The sequence below is a fragment of the Paenibacillus shenyangensis genome (assembly GCF_000346635.1).
Classification (GTDB): Bacteria; Bacillota; Bacilli; order Paenibacillales; family Paenibacillaceae; genus Saccharibacillus; species Saccharibacillus dauci.
In genome coordinates this window covers 37,740-56,552 of record NZ_AOIG01000033.1, presented here as the reverse complement: position 1 = coordinate 56,552, position 18,813 = coordinate 37,740, and the positions used below count along the sequence as shown (strand labels likewise).

11 protein-coding genes are annotated in these 18,813 nt (G+C 49.1%); 2 read left to right on the top strand and 9 right to left on the bottom strand.

Features of this window, described 5'->3' with window-relative positions:
* The 6 genes from H065_RS0123225 to uvrB all read right to left on the bottom strand — a co-directional run.
* On the bottom strand, positions 1 to 329 hold a 329-nt coding region (locus tag H065_RS0123225; protein WP_017815502.1), incomplete at its 3' end, for a sugar phosphate nucleotidyltransferase.
* A gap of 595 nt (positions 330 to 924) precedes the next feature.
* Positions 925 to 3,435: a U32 family peptidase gene (locus H065_RS0123220; protein WP_017815501.1), complete on the bottom strand. Its 2,511-nt coding sequence runs from the start codon at positions 3,433 to 3,435 to the stop codon at positions 925 to 927.
* A 351-nt stretch (positions 3,436 to 3,786) separates the two neighbouring features.
* Positions 3,787 to 5,724 (bottom strand): stalk domain-containing protein, encoded by a 1,938-nt coding sequence (locus H065_RS0123215; RefSeq protein ID WP_017815500.1) that lies wholly within the window; start codon positions 5,722 to 5,724, stop codon positions 3,787 to 3,789.
* A gap of 54 nt (positions 5,725 to 5,778) precedes the next feature.
* Positions 5,779 to 6,933: a S1C family serine protease gene (locus tag H065_RS0123210; protein WP_017815499.1), complete on the bottom strand. Its 1,155-nt coding sequence runs from the start codon at positions 6,931 to 6,933 to the stop codon at positions 5,779 to 5,781.
* A gap of 219 nt (positions 6,934 to 7,152) precedes the next feature.
* Positions 7,153 to 10,014 (bottom strand): excinuclease ABC subunit UvrA, encoded by a 2,862-nt coding sequence (gene uvrA, locus H065_RS0123205; RefSeq protein WP_017815498.1) that lies wholly within the window; start codon positions 10,012 to 10,014, stop codon positions 7,153 to 7,155.
* 221 nt (positions 10,015 to 10,235) lie between these two features.
* Positions 10,236 to 12,236, bottom strand: coding sequence for an excinuclease ABC subunit UvrB (gene uvrB, locus H065_RS0123200; RefSeq protein ID WP_017815497.1), 2,001 nt, complete (start codon positions 12,234 to 12,236; stop codon positions 10,236 to 10,238).
* A gap of 372 nt (positions 12,237 to 12,608) precedes the next feature.
* Between uvrB and H065_RS0123195 the strand changes: the two genes are divergently transcribed.
* The gene (locus H065_RS0123195) at positions 12,609 to 13,394 is read left to right on the top strand and encodes a flagellar motor protein (RefSeq protein ID WP_017815496.1); all 786 of its coding nucleotides are present in this window, start codon (positions 12,609 to 12,611) and stop codon (positions 13,392 to 13,394) included.
* Positions 13,395 to 13,396: 2 nt separating this feature from the next.
* Positions 13,397 to 14,203 (top strand): OmpA/MotB family protein, encoded by an 807-nt coding sequence (locus H065_RS0123190; RefSeq protein WP_017815495.1) that lies wholly within the window; start codon positions 13,397 to 13,399, stop codon positions 14,201 to 14,203.
* Positions 14,204 to 14,319: 116 nt separating this feature from the next.
* On the opposite strand, the gene H065_RS26645 is transcribed toward H065_RS0123190, so the two are convergent.
* The 3 genes from H065_RS26645 to H065_RS0123175 form a co-directional block, all read right to left on the bottom strand.
* Positions 14,320 to 15,756 (bottom strand): PDZ domain-containing protein, encoded by a 1,437-nt coding sequence (locus tag H065_RS26645; protein WP_017815494.1) that lies wholly within the window; start codon positions 15,754 to 15,756, stop codon positions 14,320 to 14,322.
* Positions 15,757 to 15,925: 169 nt separating this feature from the next.
* The gene (locus tag H065_RS0123180; protein WP_017815493.1) at positions 15,926 to 17,383 is read right to left on the bottom strand and encodes a S41 family peptidase; all 1,458 of its coding nucleotides are present in this window, start codon (positions 17,381 to 17,383) and stop codon (positions 15,926 to 15,928) included.
* Positions 17,384 to 17,426: 43 nt separating this feature from the next.
* Positions 17,427 to 18,710, bottom strand: coding sequence for a murein hydrolase activator EnvC family protein (locus H065_RS0123175; RefSeq protein WP_017815492.1), 1,284 nt, complete (start codon positions 18,708 to 18,710; stop codon positions 17,427 to 17,429).
* Positions 18,711 to 18,813 lie beyond the last annotated feature (103 nt).

Here is an 18,813-nt window from a genome sequence, read left to right as displayed (position 1 = left end):
CCCAGTCCTTTGGGTTCTTTCTGGCGGATATAGTGAATGTCAGCCATCTCGGATGGTTCACGAACCGCATCCAGCAGCTTCCACTTTTCTTTCTCCTCCAAGTTCTGTTCCAGTTCAAAGGAATAGTCAAAGTGGTCTTCGATCGCACGCTTGCCTTTACCAGTAACAATAATAATATCCTCGATACCGGAAGCAACCGCTTCTTCGATAATGTACTGGATCGTTGGTTTGTCTACAATCGGCAGCATTTCTTTGGGCATGGCTTTGGTAGCTGGCAGGAAACGGGTTCCAAGTCCTGCAGCTGGAATGATCGCTTTACGTATTTTCATTATTTCTTCCTCCGTCTCGAATGTATTGGATAGGGTCTACAGCAGAATCTGCTTTCACTGTAGAATCCTAAGTAGTGTACAGCCGCTTAGCCGCCTGCACGCTAATAGGTTGGTGGCAGTGCTATGTAAGCCGGCAACTCGTCAATCTCACTCTGATATCTTACCCAATTTCACAAGTTTTTACCCAACAGATTGCTTTCTACAGATGGAAGCAGTTACATATGTGGATAACCTGTGAAAAAGACAAATTTTCTTCTATAACTGTCTAATATGGTCTTTAATTCTCTACTTTATTCATTCACAGTCTTTTGATACATCGATGAAATGGACATTTATTCTTCTTGCTTCTCATGCTGCATGTATTACTTTTTCAGTGCGGTTGAAGTTACTTTGTGGATAGGCTGAGGATAATTATTGGATTCAATGTATGATATGACGTAAAAATGATGGAATGCATCACTATACTGGGGATAAATCAAAAAGAGGATGCCATGAATGGCACCCTCCTGTAGATAATGTGGATGATTTGCGGATAACTTTTTCGCAGATATACAGCTTCTGTACACCGCTCTTATCTATCCACATCAATGTCTGATTATTTCACCAGTTGACCGCGTGTAACGCCCAGCTGGTTGGTTGCTTTGAGACTGCGCCATACCTGGGTACCGCTGATCTCGCCGCGCAGCGCTTTGCTGTACAGTTCGATAACTTCCAGAACCTGCTCCGGCGTCTCTTCCAGGAATTCCACACGGTAACTAGGGACACCCAGCTCCAGGAAATCCTTCAGATATTCCGCACCGGACTGCTCGATCGCGTTGTATACCGTATTGCGGCAGCCTTCATCAACACGTACCGGATGAGACATACCGATCCGGTCCTGCAGGGAGACGCGGCTGTCTTCACATGGACGTCCGCAGTTGGTAAAGTCGGTACCTTCGCTCAGGAACGTACAGTATACGCAGTGTTCGGTATGGAACATCGGCAGATGCTGGTGGATAACCACTTCCATCTGGGAAGTCTGACTGCGTCCCAGCAAGTCTACCATCTGCTGGATATTCAGGTCATACGATGGGGTGACCATATCCACACCGGATTCCAGGAACAGACTTACCGCTTTGTGGTTCGCGATATTCAGAGAGAAGTCTCCGATCAGCTGTGGATGGTTCTCCTGTGGATGACTCTGGCGACGTGCCAGATAATAGTACAATGCGCCTGTATTACGCACCAGTACCGCATCCGGTTGCAGACGCATAATGTTGGCATGGTAGCCATTTTCGCCAGGCATATGAATACGCGGCGTTGCCAGCGCAATCTTTTTGCCGGATGCGCGTACAGCGGCTACAGCTGCCGGGAACTGCTTAATAAACTCAAAGTCCGCGTAGATCATCTCTACATCGGTCTTCACAACCGCTTCGACTTGTTCCAGCGTACGGCACAGTGCAGTCAGCATCGCTTCGGTTCCCTGAACTGGCGCTGTAGCTGGAGCAATATCTTCGTACGTTGCAATATCACGCTTGATATAGACCGGCGGCTTCGGACGTTCGCCTTCCAGCTGTTCGACTGCCTGACGGCGAATCGCGTTCAGCTCACGCATCGGGATAATGATCTCGCCGTGCAGCTGTACTTCCAGTTCATCCAGTTGGAAAATGGTACCGCCCAGACGACCAAATTGTTCTTCCAGCAGTTCAGCAGTCATCGGACGCTTGGCTGCGATTTCCAGTTCCATTTCGGAATCCACACGGATCGTTACGCCTTTTTGCACATCGGTCCAGTAAGTGACCAGCGGCTGGCCGGCATGGCCGATCGCTTTGACATGTACCGGGAATACGCGGTACGGCTTGTCTGTCTCGTAGGTCTGTCTCATGCGCTTATCCAGTGCGGGATCGTTGGTTTTCCAGATCTTATCCCCAACATGTACTTTTTTGAGGTTAACGTCACTGCGACCCGGTACGATATCCACAATCCAGCTTTCTCCCGCTTCGCCTTCGAGCTTGACGCCCTGACGACGCAGATCGTAGATCCGTCCGCCTTCTTCTTTTTGCGTTGGGTCTCCGGCATCGAATACGATACCGTCGCCACGTTTCACCGGAGCTTCCAGGCGACAGACAACGCCATCACGCAGAATTTTCTCGACGCGACCGAGGTATACGCCGCGGCTTTTCGGGAAAGTACCGTCTACCAGCTTCTTGTTGTTGGTTCCATCGAGGAAGCCATGGGTAAATCCGCGGGAAAAGCTTTGTTCCAGCTCGCGAATATCTTCGCGGCTGATCGGTGTGCTGTCCCCTTCAAAATAACGATCAATCGCTTTGCGATATTTGCTAACTACATTGGCTACATAGGTTGGGCTTTTCAGGCGACCTTCGATTTTGAAGGAAGTTACGCCTGCTTCGATCAGCTCCGGCATAATATCAATGGCTGCCAGATCTTTTGGGGACAGCAGGTAAGTCACGTCGCCCATAATTTTCTGCTCGCCATCGACGATCAGATCATACGGCAGACGGCAGGCCTGTGCACATTCGCCACGGTTGGCTGAGCGTCCGCCCCACATTTCTGAAGTCAGGCATTGTCCGGAGTACGATACACATAATGCGCCGTGTACGAATACTTCCATTGGCAGACGAGCCTGTTCGCCGATTTTCTGTATCTGCTTGAGGTTGTTCTCGCGGCCCAGTACGACACGTTCCATATTAAACGGCTTGGTGAATTCTACCGCTTCTGGTGAAGTGATGGTCATCTGGGTAGAGCCATGAATCGGGAAGTCCGGCGAGATCTCGCGGATCATTTTGACCAGACCCAGATCCTGTACGATTACCGCATCTACACCTGCATCCACGCAGGCATCGATCAGTTCCTTGGCATCTTCCAGTTCGTTCTCGAAAACCAGTATATTAAACGTCAAAAAGCCTTTGACTCCATAGCTATGCAAAAACGCCATGATCTCCGGCAATTCATCCATACGGAAATTATTCGCCCGCGCACGCGCGTTAAATTTCTCCACGCCAAAAAAGACTGCGTCTGCTCCATTAGCTACCGCCGCCCGCATGCAGTCCCAGTCGCCTGCCGGCGCCAGAAGCTCCACGTCTTCTCTTCGTAATGCTGTATTCATGTAGATTGTTATCCTCCCGGATTGCCTGATGCCCAGGCAATACTCTATTCGCGGATGAAAATTCATCCTGATGTTATGATATTCGACATACGACAGTGCTGAATCAGCCAATATTGCTCGCCGACTTCCTGCACCTCAATTTAAAACGATTCTAATTCAGTGTAACAGACATGGAGCAGGGTATCTACAGTATCATTCAAATTTGTATAAAAATTATTGAAAAATCAAAAAAATACCGTTCTATCAACCTGCACTCTGACATTCAGACAGAAGTAGCTTTGATAGAACGGTATTATGAATATTATAAGGAACAGATAAGCGTTGTATTATCGTTCATTCGAGATAATAAGCTTATTTGCTTAACCATTGAAACGAATTCATCACTTTGGAGATTTCAGCCTGATGGAACGGTGTATTATTGGCTGTATTGAGTTCACTGGACAGAATGTAGGTACGTTTGCCTTTGTTAAAGATGGTATAGCTCGCCTGATACGGTGTTGAAGCATCCGGATAGGATACTGTAAACGTATAGGCTGGTACACCGGCAAACGTTGTTGCCGTGCCTTCGGACAATTGACCGTTGGCGTTCGTTGCAGAGCCCGTTTTGGAAAGACTCGCTTTCCATTTGGCTACTGCTTTCTCCAGAGAGCTGGCATAATCGATAGCAATATTGAAACTACCGCCGCTATGCTGGAAGCTTACACTTGTCGACTCATAGTTATTACTATTCCCTCCCCAGTAACGCGGTACCTGCAGGCTGTAGCCATAATTTTGGGAAGTACGGGTCACTGTTTTGCTGCGATCTTCAGAATAATAGTCTACCGGCAGCTTGCCGAAATTCTCCTGCAGCGCCTCAAAATCCAGCGAAACGGTCGCCAGAATAGATTCCAGATCGGAAGTCAAGGTTGGCGAATCAGCCATCCCACCATATTCCATGTAATAGCGGTATCCATCGCGCTGGAACAGAATCTGGTATTCGGTATACCAGATATCTCCGTCATACGTATACTGTACCTGATTAACCAATGCGGTCTGATCGCCGATCTGGCGCTCTGTTGTACTTACATAGCGATAGTGGTCTGGTGTAAAGTTGTCGCCAAACCAGGTCTGAATCTGCTTGGCCCAATCCTGAACTGTTGCGCCAGCCGGGGCACTGTAAGCATAGATTCCGGTATAGCCGCCATCTGCTGTTCCTGCCTCCACCGTATCACTGCTAAGCGACCAATTGGATGGCAAGGACGCCGAGATACCATACTCTTCGTTGGACAGCATATTATCGCTGGCTACCGGCTCTTCACCAGATTCGGTAGAAGCGATATCCTCTGTCGTTTTATTGCCGCTATCAAAGGACATCCGGAACGAATCCAGCAGATCTGCTGCTCCATCAAAGTCTTTGTAGCTGTACGCTTCGGAATCAACATACATCACATAATACAAATTGCCATTACCCGAATATAGTCTGTTCTCGGACAAATAACCTTCTTCGGAGCGACTGATTACTCTGGCATAATCTCCAGCCGGACTGTTCACGACCTGCTGATCTAACACAGTCTCTCCCAATTCTTGATTATATCCAACCAGATAATCCAGCAGATCCTCAGGATCGGAGTGTCCATACACCGAAGAACTCACTGTATCCGGTTGTACCGATATCTGCAGCAGATACGTACTTTTCTTATCCATAAAATTGACTGTGCCGCTGCTCGAACCTTCCATATAGACCAGGTCTTCCGGATAATTGATTGTCCATTGGTACTGGCTGCTACCTACCAGTTTTTTATCCGCGTGTTCACTTGCGCTACTGCTATCGCCTTTCTGTGCAGCAGATGCAGGCAGTGTAATGATAATCTGGCCGGATACGACTTTCATTTTGCCGCCGATCCCCTGTACGAGTGAACGCAGAGGAACCATCAGCGTATTGGATTTCATTACCGGAGCTGCGTCCAGTGTAACTTTTTTACCGTTAACGGTCGCCGATTTGCTGCCGATTTTCATGGAGATCACATGTTTGCCCGAGGTTACTTGGACGATGTTATTCTCATGAAGCTGTACATCTGCGCGGAATGCCCGGGAGAATAACCCCAGCTGCACCATAGTGACACCGGCTGCTTCATAGGGTTTGACAATGGTTTCTTTTTCCCCGTTAATTGTGGCGGCAGTACTGCCTTTTTTGATTTTGAGTTCCAGCAGTTCAGCTGCAGCTGCTGTATGTACTCCGGCATACGCCGTAGTGAGTGTAATCATGGAGGCCAGCAGGCCGGTGGCAGCGATACGCACCCATTTATTCATTCCATTTCCTCATTTCTATAGTCAAAGTAGATAATCTCTCCGGTAAATCGCATACTACTGTTCAGGAGATGCTTCCTCTTCTGTCTGGCTGCTGTCGATCAGATCTTCAGGCTGCGCCTGAGCCAGCTTCAGCGTACGACTTACAATATCTCCTCCGGATTGCATCATCAATTTGACGGTCTGGCCGGGAGCATAAGCTTTGAGCAGTTCATTTAATTCAACTGTTGTGTGGACTCTTTTACCATTGATGCTGTAGAGCACATCGCCTTCTTTGATGCCTGCTTTTTTGGCAGCTGCGGATTGTACTTTGGTAACGGTCATCGCATCATTCGTCGGCATGCCGATCAGCGCGTCTTCGCTCTCCTGCAGCTGTACTCCGATATAAGCACGGCGCACTTCACCATATTCATACAATTGGTCAATAATATATTCTACTGTATCTGCGGGAATGGTAAAGCCCAGATTATCGACGCCCAGTGCTTCGTATTTCATCGTATTAATGCCGATCACCTTGCCGTCCATATTTACAAGCGGACCGCCGCTGTTACCCGGGTTGATCGCTGCATCTGTCTGGAGCAGGCTGTAAGAAGCATCTACGGCCCGGTTTACACCACTAATAATACCCGAGGTAGCCGAGTTGCGAAGAGAGAGAGACAGCGGCGTACCGATCGCAATCACCTGCTCTCCTACTTCGGGCTTCTGGTTACCGGAGACGAATGAAGCTGTTTTGAGGCCAGTTGCATTAATCTTGATCAGCGCCAGATCGCTTACGGTGTCGCTGTAGATTTCTTTGACCAGATAGGTCTTGCTCTGTCCATTAGCCTCGGACGTAATGACCTTGGCGCCTTCCTCCATGCTGTCGATCACGTGGGCATTGGTCACAATCCATCCGTTGGAAGCAATAATAACGCCAGAACCAAAAGCAATGCCTTCTTTGTCCTGACCATAACCTCCGTCTCCACTATCATCGCTGCCACTTTCTTCTGCGATTGCTTCCGGTGTAGGTACACCAACGATGCCAACGACAGAAGGAGAAACTTTGGCGATAATCTTGCTGTATCCGGGATGGGTAGAAGAAGCACCCAATTGCGGTGCCTGGTATGTATAATGGGAAGTCCAATCTGCTGCGGAAGCCATTGTCGCATATGGGGCAGACACGGTAAAAGCCGAAGCCAGTAGTACAATTGCAGGTATTTTCGAGGAAAACATTTTCAAATTCATCCAGCCTTTCTATAGTTGCTTGCGTGTCCACCATTTAACTGGTAATTACAGTAAAATGAGTCTGAATCCAGAGTACCATATTCCTGTATTCAGGCACAATTACCTAGAAGCCTATCTTTATGTAAAAATAGGCAGGCTGTTAAATACAAATAAAGCTTGTTTGCCTTCAACAGCCTGCCCGAACAGAACAAGTAAAGCAGAAAAAGATTAGACCTGACTGCTCTCCAGCTCACGACTGCGCGCTGTGTCGCGTTCAAGTACAGGTTTGAGATAGTGTCCGGTATATGACCCTTTTACCTTGGTGATATCTTCCGGAGTACCGGAAGCGAGAATCGTACCACCACCGCTGCCGCCCTCCGGTCCCAGATCGATCAGATAATCGGCTGTCTTGATAACATCCAGATTATGCTCGATAACCAGGACGGATTCGCCGGAATCAACCAGACGATGCAGCACAACCAGCAGACGGTCAATATCATCCACATGCAGACCGGTCGTCGGCTCATCCAGGATGTACATCGTTTTGCCGGTACTGCGGCGATGCAGTTCGGAAGCCAGCTTCACACGCTGCGCTTCACCACCGGACAATGTAGTTGCCGGTTGACCCAGCTTCACATAGCCAAGACCCACATCGAGCAGGGTCTGCATTTTGCGGTGAATACGCGGGATATTCTGAAAGAACTCCACTGCATCTTCAACCGTCATATCCAGTACATCGGCAATATTGCGGTTTTTGTATTTTACTTCGAGTGTCTCACGGTTATAGCGCTGGCCTTTGCATATTTCGCATGGAACGTATACATCGGGCAGGAAGTGCATCTCGATTTTGATAATACCGTCGCCGCGGCAGGCTTCACAGCGGCCGCCTTTGATATTGAAGCTGAAGCGGCCCTTTTTGTAACCACGTACCTTGGCTTCGTTCGTCTGTGCGAACAAATCGCGGATATCATCGAATACGCCGGTATAGGTCGCCGGGTTGGAACGAGGAGTACGACCGATTGGCGATTGATCGATGTCGATTACTTTCTCGATATGTTCCAGACCACGAATCTCGCGATACTGTCCCGGGATGACGCGTGCCTTGTTCAGATCACGTGCCAGTGTTTTGTAGAGAATCTCGTTGACCAGTGTCGATTTACCGGAACCGGATACTCCTGTTACTGCGGTAAAGACACCGATTGGAATTTTGACATTGATGTTCTTGAGATTGTTCTCCTTGGCACCGCGAATCTCCAACCAGCGATCATCCGTTTTGCGGCGCTGAAGTGGCACAGGAACGAATTTGCGTCCGCTCAAATATTGTCCTGTCAATGAGTTGGGGTCTTCCATAATCTCTGCCGGTGTTCCCTGGGCAATCACCTGACCACCATGAATACCAGCGCCCGGACCAATATCGATAATATGATCCGCTGCCATCATCGTGTCTTCATCATGCTCTACGACAATAAGTGTGTTTCCCAGATCGCGCATATGCTCGAGTGTCTGGATCAGACGATCATTATCACGCTGATGCAGACCGATACTCGGCTCATCCAGAATATACAGTACGCCGGTAAGACTGGAACCGATCTGGGTCGCCAGACGAATGCGCTGGGCTTCTCCGCCGGACAATGTACCTGCTGCACGTGACATGTTCAGATACTCCAGACCAACATTCACCAGGAATCCAAGCCGGCTGCAGATTTCCTTGAGGATCAGACGCGCGATACTCTGTTCTTTTTCACTCAGGTGGATATGCTCAAAAAATTGCTTGGCTTCACCAATAGGCAAATCTGTAATATCAGCGATATTATGCTTGTCCACAGTTACTGCCAGAATTTCTTTTTTGAGACGTTTGCCTTTACATACCGGACAAGGCTTGGCACTCATATAACCTTCGATATATTCACGCATGCTTTCGGATGAAGTATCCTTGTAGCGGCGCTCCAGATTGGGAATAATACCTTCAAAAACAACATGGGCTTCCTTGACTCGTCCAAAGTCGCTTTCGTAGCGGAAACGAATCTTTTGTCCATCCGAGCCGTTCAGAATCAGATTGATCTGTTCTTCTTTCAGTTCGGAGATCGGTACATCGGTCGGAATCTTGTAATGCTGACAGACCGATTTGAGGAACTGTGGATAATAGTTGGACAATCCACCGCTCCATGCCTGAAAAGCACCTTCATCGATCGTTTTGCTACGGTCGGGCATCAGCAGATCCCGGTCAACGACCATACGGATACCCAGACCATCACACTCCGGGCAGGCACCAAATGGACTGTTAAACGAGAACATCCGCGGTGCAAGCTCTTCAATACTGAATCCACAGATTGGACAAGCAAAATTGGAACTGAAACGCAGCTCCTCCTGACCGATGATATCAACCAGTAGCTGACCTCCGGACATTTTGAGCGCCATTTCGATCGAATCGGCCAGACGTACGGCTACGTCTTCCTTGACTACGATCCGGTCGACAACGACTTCAATCGTATGCTTTTTATTTTTCTCCAGCTGAATATCTTCGGACAGATCACGCAGTTCTCCGTTTACACGTACACGGACAAAACCCTGTTTGGAGATTTCCGAAAAAACGCTTTTGTGTTCACCCTTGCGGCCGGAGATGACTGGCGCAAGAATCTGCAGACGAGTACGTTCCGGATATTCCATAATCCGGTCTACCATCTGCTCTACCGTCTGCGAAGTAATCTCGACGCCGTGATTCGGGCAATGCGGATGACCCACACGTGCAAATAAAAGGCGCAGATAATCATAAATCTCGGTTACGGTACCGACTGTAGAACGAGGATTACGACTCGTCGTCTTCTGGTCAATCGAGATTGCTGGAGACAGGCCTTCAATCGAATCCACATCCGGCTTGTCCATTTGTCCCAGAAATTGACGTGCGTAAGCAGACAGAGACTCGACATAACGACGCTGTCCTTCTGCATAAATGGTATCAAATGCCAGCGAAGACTTCCCTGAGCCGCTCAGACCGGTCAATACTACAAAACGGTCACGAGGGATGCTGATATCAATATTTTTGAGATTATGCGCTCTCGCGCCCTTGACTTCAATATATTTATTCGACAAATAATCCAACCTCCAAATCCGGTGCTTCCGGAATAATCACAACGCTGCTCCTCATTTGTAGTGTAGCTGCCAAATGTAAGAGCTGTGCGTATAAACGGCCCAACTATGATAAAGGTTGCCGGGGATTCCGGTTCTGTATCCGGAGTCACCCAACAACCTTGGATGGTGTATCATGTTCATGCTGTATAAGTCCAACTGTCAACGTTCCGAAACTATCGGGATTAACTAATCTCTGCCCGCAGTTCCAATACCGCATCACGCAGCTCGGCGGCACGCTCGAACTGAAGTTCCTTGGCGGCAGACTTCATTTCGTTCTCCAGACGCTGAATCAGCGCCATCCGGTCGCGCTTGGACATCTTGGCTTTGCCCGCTTCCGCCATATAGTCCGCTTTGCCTTCGGCAACTTTGGTTGCTTCGATCACATCACGTACTTTTTTGCGAATAGTCTGCGGGGTGATACCATGTTCTTCATTATAAGCAATCTGGATCGTACGACGACGTTCGGTCTCCCGCATGGCGCTGGCCATGGAGTCGGTTACTTTGTCACCGTACATAATAACCCGTCCCTCGGAGTTACGCGCTGCCCGTCCAATCGTCTGGATCAGTGAACGCTCGGAACGCAGGAAGCCTTCTTTGTCGGCATCCAGAATAGTAACCAGAGATACTTCCGGCAGATCCAGTCCTTCCCGCAGCAGGTTGATTCCGACTAGCACATGGAATGTACCCAACCGCAAATCCCTCAGAATGGACATCCGTTCCAGCGTCTTGATATCGGAGTGCATATACCTGACCTTGATTCCGACTTCCTTGAGGTAATCGGTCAGATCTTCGGACATCTTCTTGGTCAGCGTGGTAACGAGTACCCGCTCCTCCCGCTCGATGCGCAGATGAATCTCACTGATCAGATCATCAATCTGTCCTTTGGTTGGACGAACTTCGATAATCGGATCCAGCAGGCCGGTAGGACGTATAATCTGCTGGGTCGTTGTCTCGCAATGCTCCAGCTCATAAGGTCCTGGCGTAGCCGATACGAAAATAATCTGATTGATCTTGTCCTCAAATTCTTCAAATTTCAATGGACGGTTATCCAGTGCAGATGGAAGACGGAAGCCGTGATCCACCAGCACATTTTTGCGCGCTTGGTCACCATTGTACATCGCCCGAATCTGCGGCAGGGTCACATGCGACTCATCGACCACAATCAGCATATCATCCGGGAAATAGTCCAGCAGTGTAAATGGGGTATCTCCGCGTTCACGGAAAGTCAGCGGTCCGGAGTAGTTCTCAATACCGGAACAAAAACCGACTTCCTTCATCATCTCGATATCGTAGCGGGTACGCTGTTCCAGTCGCTGTGCTTCTAACAGCTTGCCTTGCTCGTTGAGTACAGCCAGGCGGTCTTCCAGCTCACGCTCGATATTTTTGAGTGCGACTTTCATCGTCTCTTCCTTGGTCACAAAGTGAGAAGCCGGGAAGATCGCGATATGATCGCGTTCGCCAACCAGCTCGCCGGTCAGCACATCAATCTCGGTAATCCGTTCAATCTCGTCACCGAACAGTTCGACACGTACGGCATGTTCACTTTTGGATGCCGGGAAAATCTCGATTACATCGCCGCGTACACGGAATGTACCGCGTACAAAGTTAATATCATTGCGTTGATACTGGATATCAACCAGACGGGACAGAATCTCATTACGCGACTTTTCCATACCTACACGCAGGGACAGCAGCATGCCACCATATTCCTGTGGCGAACCGAGACCATAAATGCAGGATACGCTGGCTACGATGATGACATCACGGCGTTCAAACAGTGAACTGGTCGCCGAGTGACGCAGCTTGTCGATCTCTTCATTGATACTGGAGTCTTTCTCAATATACGTGTCGGAAGACGGGATATATGCTTCCGGCTGATAATAATCATAATAGCTGACAAAATAGTCGACCGAGTTATTTGGGAAAAATTCCTTGAACTCGCTCGCTAGCTGAGCTGCCAACGTCTTGTTATGTGCAATAACCAGTGTAGGACGCTGGAGCTTGGAAATGGTCTGTGCAATAGTAAAGGTCTTTCCTGTACCGGTCGCGCCCAGCAATGTCTGGAACTTCTGACCCTGCTGTACGCCCTGTACGAGCTCTTCAATCGCGGCAGGCTGGTCACCCTGCGGAGTGAATTCCGACTCTATCTCGAATTTTTTGGAGCTGACAACAATATCGTTCATTGCCCTGCATCACCCTATCGTCTAAAATATATATTACGCTTGCCCGATAATAACAAAAGAGACCGTTCATCAGAGTGCCGGACACATAATACTTTACCCAACGTTGGCTGTAATGGCACATCCTGAATAGACGAATCTCATTATTGGTTAATACTTATATAACATAATTTAACAACCTAGTTCCTCGAATAGGAATGTTTGTTCCCTTCTATTATACTCTCCAAATTTTACTTATGCAATTGAAACACGTCTGTAAACGACAAATTTTTCAGACGTTTTTTTCATATTAAGGATGCTTGCTTTCTTAAGCCAGAGAGCCGGCAAGCAGTTAACAGATAACTACTTCCCAGACGCAGAACAGGAGATGGATACATGGATTTAACAACAATTATCGGTATTATTGCAGGGATCGCTGCATTGATTGGGGGGTTTTTATGGGAAGGCGGCGACGCTGGAGGATTGCTTCAGGGAGCCGCAGCACTGATTGTTTTCGGCGGAACCGCGGCAGCTGTTGCCATTAGTTTTCCGGCATCTCATCTAAAAAAGCTGCCGCAAGCAATCCGAACCGTACTCGTTCCGGTTCGTTCGGATAACGAACAGCTGATTGAAGATGTAGTCAATATGTCCATGCATGCCCGGCGCGCCGGTGTACTTGCTCTGGAGCCGCAGGCCGTCTCGCATGAAAATGCTTTTCTGCGCGAAGGTCTGCAGCAGGTAGTAGACGGAACCGATCGGGACGTCATCCGGCAGATTCTTGAACTGGAGATGGCCAAAGTCGAGCAGCAATATGAACAGCATGCCAAAATCTTCGACTCTGCAGGCGGTTATGCGCCTACCATGGGGATTATCGGTACGGTTATGGGTCTGATCCAGGTACTGGGCAGTCTCAGCGAGCCCACCGGGCTAGGTAGCTCGATTGCTGTTGCTTTTACAGCGACTCTATATGGTGTAGCAAGCGCCAACCTGATCTTCCTCCCGCTCGCCTCCAAGATTCGGGCGCGCAGTGAACTGGAGACACAGACCATGGAGATGCTGCTCGAAGGCATTCTTTCGATACAGAATGGCGAAAATCCCCAGCTAGTACGACGCAAGCTGGAGACATTCCTGACAGATACCGATGGTTATTCCGATAATGAACCACGAATGAGGGAGGAATAACGATGCGACGTTATTCTCGCCGAAATAAAAATACCGGACATGATCACAAGGATCGCTGGTTGATTACTTATGCCGATTTGATTACACTGCTGCTGATTTTCTTTATTGTAATGTATTCGGTCAGCCAGATTGATTCGGACAAATATAAAGTACTTACCGAGTCGCTGCAGCTCACTTTCCAGAGTCCTAACTCGGTGCTCGACGGTGGCAAAGGTGTTACCGGTACAGCCGGTCAGAATGTGAACAACGGAGGAACCGACTCCGATCAGAATCAGGCCGGAGAACAGGGCGGCGATAAAGGACAGGAACAGCTGACCAGCCGCGAAGAGGCCTTTCGCAAGCAGGAGCAGGAATTGTCTAATCTGATGCAGGTAATCGAAAACTATGTAAATACCAACAATTTGCAGAATCAAGTATCGGTCGTCGACAAACCACAGGGTATCTCGATTACGCTGAGTGACCAGTTCCTGTTCGACGAAGGACAAGCCGATCTCAAAGCACGTTCACTCGGGACACTCGCACGACTCGCCAGCTTGTTCCAATCGATTAATACAACGATCAGTATCGAAGGCCATACGGATAATCTACCGATCGTCTATGCTTCCCGGTATCAGGATAACTGGGAGCTATCGGGCGCAAGAGCCTTATCGGTACTGCGTTATTTTATTGATACCAAGAAACTGGATCAGGCGAATTTTCAGTATGCCGGTTATGGGGCTACCCGTCCTGCCGCTGATAACTCGACTGCAGTCGGTCGACAAAAAAATCGGCGTGTTGAAATTATCGTACTGCGCCAGCTGCAGGAATAAACCGCTTTGCCTGATAATCCTATCTTCAATAACCAGACATAACAAAAGCACACGGAAACCGGTTGATTCCCGGATGATCCGTGTGCTTTTATTGATGATTCTACTTAGAAATGGTTCTAACGCTTGCTATCATCCGCACGGCGTCTTCGTTTGGGAAGGCCGGAGCTATCATTAGACAATGCCGCTGAATTAGCTGCTGCATCTGGCTCGGCTGCAGCTTGAATGGTATCTTTTGACGAAGCTACGGTTGACTCCTGGGCTATTGGCAGAATCGCGGATGATGCTACATTTCCCGAAGACAAACGCTTTGTACGCGGATGAACCAGCAAATGAAAAGCCGACAACTGCTGAATATCCGGAGAAACCGGCGCTTGATCATCCGGAGCAAAAATCATGCCCAGCTGATGATGATCCCCCGCATAAATCGCTCGCTGCAAAAACTTGCTTTCCCCATGAATATTGAGAATTTCCAGCTTGCAAAAAGCCGGGTTCATTCGCAGTGCTCCATGCAGAGACTGCGGATGATGTACAGGCACTCCGTTTACTTTGTACACCGTCTCGGCGGCCCGAATGCCCAGTTCATGCGCCGGGCTACCCGGGATCACATCGAGGATTCGCAGTCCACGCAGTGTCTCGGTATAGAGAGGAATGCTCTCCAGTTCCTCGCGTCTGCTGAGATAGATGACAACCTCACGCCAGATAAGGGCGATACAGATGATAAGCACGGCTAGCGGTGGCCACCAGAGTGCGCCGGCAGCCAGCACCAGCAGTATCAGACTGCCTAGTAGCAGCCGTTTGGAGACGATGCGCGCTTTGTCTGCGGGCAGCCTGCTCTGGGTTAAGATGCTGCAGCCAATCATGACCGGCAGAGCCGTGACAGCTGCTCCTCCACTCCAGAATTCACCGCTATGCAGCGGAGTCCATGGCAGAATAAATCCACCTGCTGCTGGCATCAGCAACCATAACGGCACCGGCCAAAAGGCTTCCATCGCATAGGCACCTACCGGCTTGCCACGCTTGCCTTCGATAACTACCGGTGAAGACAAAGTAGGCCCCTGCAAGCGGAATAGAACTGCTTCAGCTATTTGCAGTAGCACGGCAATCACCAGCAGCCCTGGCAGATCTGCATGACGAATTGCCTCTGCCGTCTGTCCAATCCAGCCTTCCGGCTGCCACGATGGGGAAAGCAGCAGCCCTACATGAGCTACCATCAGTACAGCCAGTGCATCCATCAGATGTGCCAGACGCAGACGAATCAGTGATAGCAGTACGATGATAATGCCCAGACACCAGACGATTTCTTTTTCGATATGTATGCCAATTCCAAGCATCACTGCTGACACGATACACCCAATAACCAGTCCGGTAAGGACGGTACGGAGTACCCTGCCGGCATAAATATGTACACGTATATTAAACAGTTTGCGTTCCAATAGTCCCTGCCGCCGGTAATGCAGCAGCAATCCAATCAGAAATATATAATAAAACGGCTGCGAAAGCAGCTGCCCTATAGCTCCACCAGTGATACGGAGTGCTTCTCCCAACACTGCCATCACGCTTCACACTCCTTTGCTTTCCATGCATGCCCACTTGCTGTCCAACATTCTTTATTGTACATAAAAAAAGAAGGCTGTGACAGCCTTCTTTTTACAATCCATCGTCTTATCACTCGGATACGATTCCGGCAGTCTCATGCTGTTATAGCATTATACTCCGTGAACTTTACTTTGTTGCGCTCAGCTTCTGCTTAACGCCAGCGATGGCTTTATTTAGTTGTACATCATACTGCGGGTCCTGGATATGCTTGATCAGCTCGGCTTCGAGTGTAGCAGCTGTTTTGGCATCGATTGTGCCGTTAACCGTCAGCTTGTGGGCTTTTTGGAGAGCTTGTACAGCGGCTTCCGTGCTGCGGTCGAAATAACCGTCTTTGCGATCGACTTTATAATCCAGTCCGGCGAGCATAATCTGCGCACTTTTCACATCATTATTGTTCATATCATATTTGAGTGTTTTATCTTTGTTGATCGGTGTCACGGTGTAATAATCGGGTGGTGCCACTTTTACATCGGGCTTGATTCCTTTTTTGTGAATCCAGTCGCCGTTAGGTGTCAGCCACTTGGCAATCGTAATCTTGATCAGACTGCCATCGTTGAACAGATTATCCATGCTGGTCTGTACGGTACCTTTACCGTAGGTAGTCTCCCCATAGAGGGTAGCACCAGCGGACTGCTTGAGAGCACCCGCCAGAATCTCGGAAGCGCTGGCGCTGCCGCCATTGGTTACGACCGCGATCGGATAGTTTACTCCCTGACCGTCCGAATTGGTAACCTGGCGCTGTCCATTTTTGTCCTCGACCTGTACCAGCGCCTTGCCTTTCGGTACAAATTGTTCGGCCATCTCTTCGACAACAGAGAGTACGCCGCCCGGATTGTTACGTACATCGATGACAAGTCCCTTCATTCCCTGCGCGTCCAGCTTCTGCAGCTCCTCTTCGAAGCGCTGCGCTGTATTGAGGGAGAACTGGGTAATCTCGATTACGCCAATCTTGTCTTTGGTCATACGAGCGTATACGGTCTCCATTGCGATATCATCACGCACGATATCAAATGTCATCGTATCACTGCTGCCGGCACGTTTAACTTCCAGCTTGGCGGTAGAGCCTTTTTCCCCGCGGATCTTGGCAACCGCCGCATTCAGCTCTTTACCGGACAGATTTTCTCCATTCACGGAGACAATGACATCCTTGGCACGCAATCCGGCTTTTTCTGCCGGTGAACCCTTGATCGGAGACACAATAACGACGTTGCCGTTATCTTCAGACACTTCCGCACCAATACCCGTAAAAGAACCTGCAATTGATTCGGAGAATTGTCCGGCTGTATCGGTATCCATATAACTGGAGTATGGATCGCCGAGCGCTTCAAGCATCCCGTTGATCGCTCCATCCACCAGTTTATTTTCATCGACGTTCTGGTAATAATTATTTTCAATCAGACTGGCTACCGTACTCAGCTTGCTCTGTTCCTGGTCAGTGAGTCCACCGCCGCTCAGCGCACCGATTACACCTTGTCCCATTGAAGCTCTTTGCACAAAAGACGGTAGATTGACTACAGCCAGCGTCAGTACGCTGCTGAGCACCATCATGGCAATAACGAGCAGTGCCACCGTGCGTTTTCTCATCGTGTATTACCGCCTCTCTCCATTAAAACAGCCGCTTGCCGGCTTACAGATAACCCATTGGATCAACTGCTGTACCATTTACCCGTACTTCAAAGTGACAGTGTGGTCCGGTTGAGTTACCGGTTGAACCTACTTCGGCAATCTTCTGACCTTTGCTGACACTCTGGCCTACCGATACCATAACGCCTCCGTTACGGATATGACCATACAATGTCTGAATACCATTACCATGATCGATAATAACAGCATTACCATAACCGCTCATCGCTCCGGCAACCACGACCGTACCACCATCCGATGCAATAATAGGCGTACCCTGCGGTGCTGCAAAATCCACACCTGCATGCAGTTTGTAGATACCCGTAACCGGGTTAGTCCGGTATCCAAAAGGAGAAGACAGACGAGCGCCAATAACAGGCACACCCAGCAATCCACTTCCGCTGGCCTGATAACTATTACCGCCACCGCCGCCGGAAGAACTTCCTCCACCGGATGCTGCCGCCGCAGCTGCAGCCGCTGCTGCTTCTGCCGCTGCGCGTGCTTCGGCTGCTGCACGTTCCTGTGCTTCAGCTGCTGTTTTCTCACGATACAGAGCTGCACGTTTGTCTGCAAGATCCCATAATGCCTGCTCCTGCGCTGCCGTTGCTTCCTCGGCATTCTCGATCTGCAGGTCATATTTGGCGATCAGACGTTGTTTTTCATTTTCTTTGGCATCCAGTTCACCTTTGCGTGCTGCTTTTTCGGAATACAGGCTTTTGGCATAGGCGTACTGTGCTTTTAATTTATTCTGAGTCACAATAACAAATTGTTTGTCTTTCTCATGCTGTGCCAAGATATCCTGATCCTGGTCTACAATCATACGCAGCGAATCTGCGCGCTCGACAAAATCGGAGAAACTGGTGGAAGACATCAGTACATCCAGATAGGATACTCTGCCATCCGTATACATCATTCTTACACGCGTATCAATCATACCTTCACGTGCCTTGATACGTTCTTTGGCTTCAGCCAGGTCTTTTTTGGACTGACGAAGGCCCGATTCGGTCTTCGTAATATTGTTGGACACCCGCGATAGCTGGCTGTTCACTTCATTAATCGCCTGCAGTACGTTACTCAGGCTCTTTTGTGCACTTTTCTTCAGCGCTGCCGATTTTTGCTTTTGAGCCTGCGCTTTCTTCTGCTGCAGCTCAGCCTTGTGCGCTTTTTGCTCAACGGCGTTCAGTTCTTTTTGAATCTCGCTTGAAGATTTGGCGGCATGTCCGTGTCCAGGTTGTACCACTGCAGCGGCCAATAACATGATGGCCATGACTGATGCGACTTTTTTCAATTGTTTTCCCATCCTTTTAACATTTATAGGTTTTTGAAATAGTCGATTCCGGCATTCAGCAATTACGTCAACTCTATTATCGGCAACCTGAATGGATACCTTG

Coding starts and splice junctions, on each gene's coding strand:
- H065_RS0123190 (WP_017815495.1), top strand. CDS start 13,397: ATGCGACGTTATTCTCGCCGAAATAAAAATACCGGACATGATCACAAG.
- H065_RS0123180 (WP_017815493.1), bottom strand. CDS start 17,383: ATGAGAAAACGCACGGTGGCACTGCTCGTTATTGCCATGATGGTGCTC.
- H065_RS0123195 (WP_017815496.1), top strand. CDS start 12,609: ATGGATTTAACAACAATTATCGGTATTATTGCAGGGATCGCTGCATTG.
- H065_RS0123220 (WP_017815501.1), bottom strand. CDS start 3,435: ATGAATACAGCATTACGAAGAGAAGACGTGGAGCTTCTGGCGCCGGCA.
- H065_RS0123210 (WP_017815499.1), bottom strand. CDS start 6,933: ATGTTTTCCTCGAAAATACCTGCAATTGTACTACTGGCTTCGGCTTTT.
- uvrB (WP_017815497.1), bottom strand. CDS start 12,236: ATGAACGATATTGTTGTCAGCTCCAAAAAATTCGAGATAGAGTCGGAA.
- H065_RS26645 (WP_017815494.1), bottom strand. CDS start 15,756: ATGGCAGTGTTGGGAGAAGCACTCCGTATCACTGGTGGAGCTATAGGG.
- H065_RS0123215 (WP_017815500.1), bottom strand. CDS start 5,724: ATGAATAAATGGGTGCGTATCGCTGCCACCGGCCTGCTGGCCTCCATG.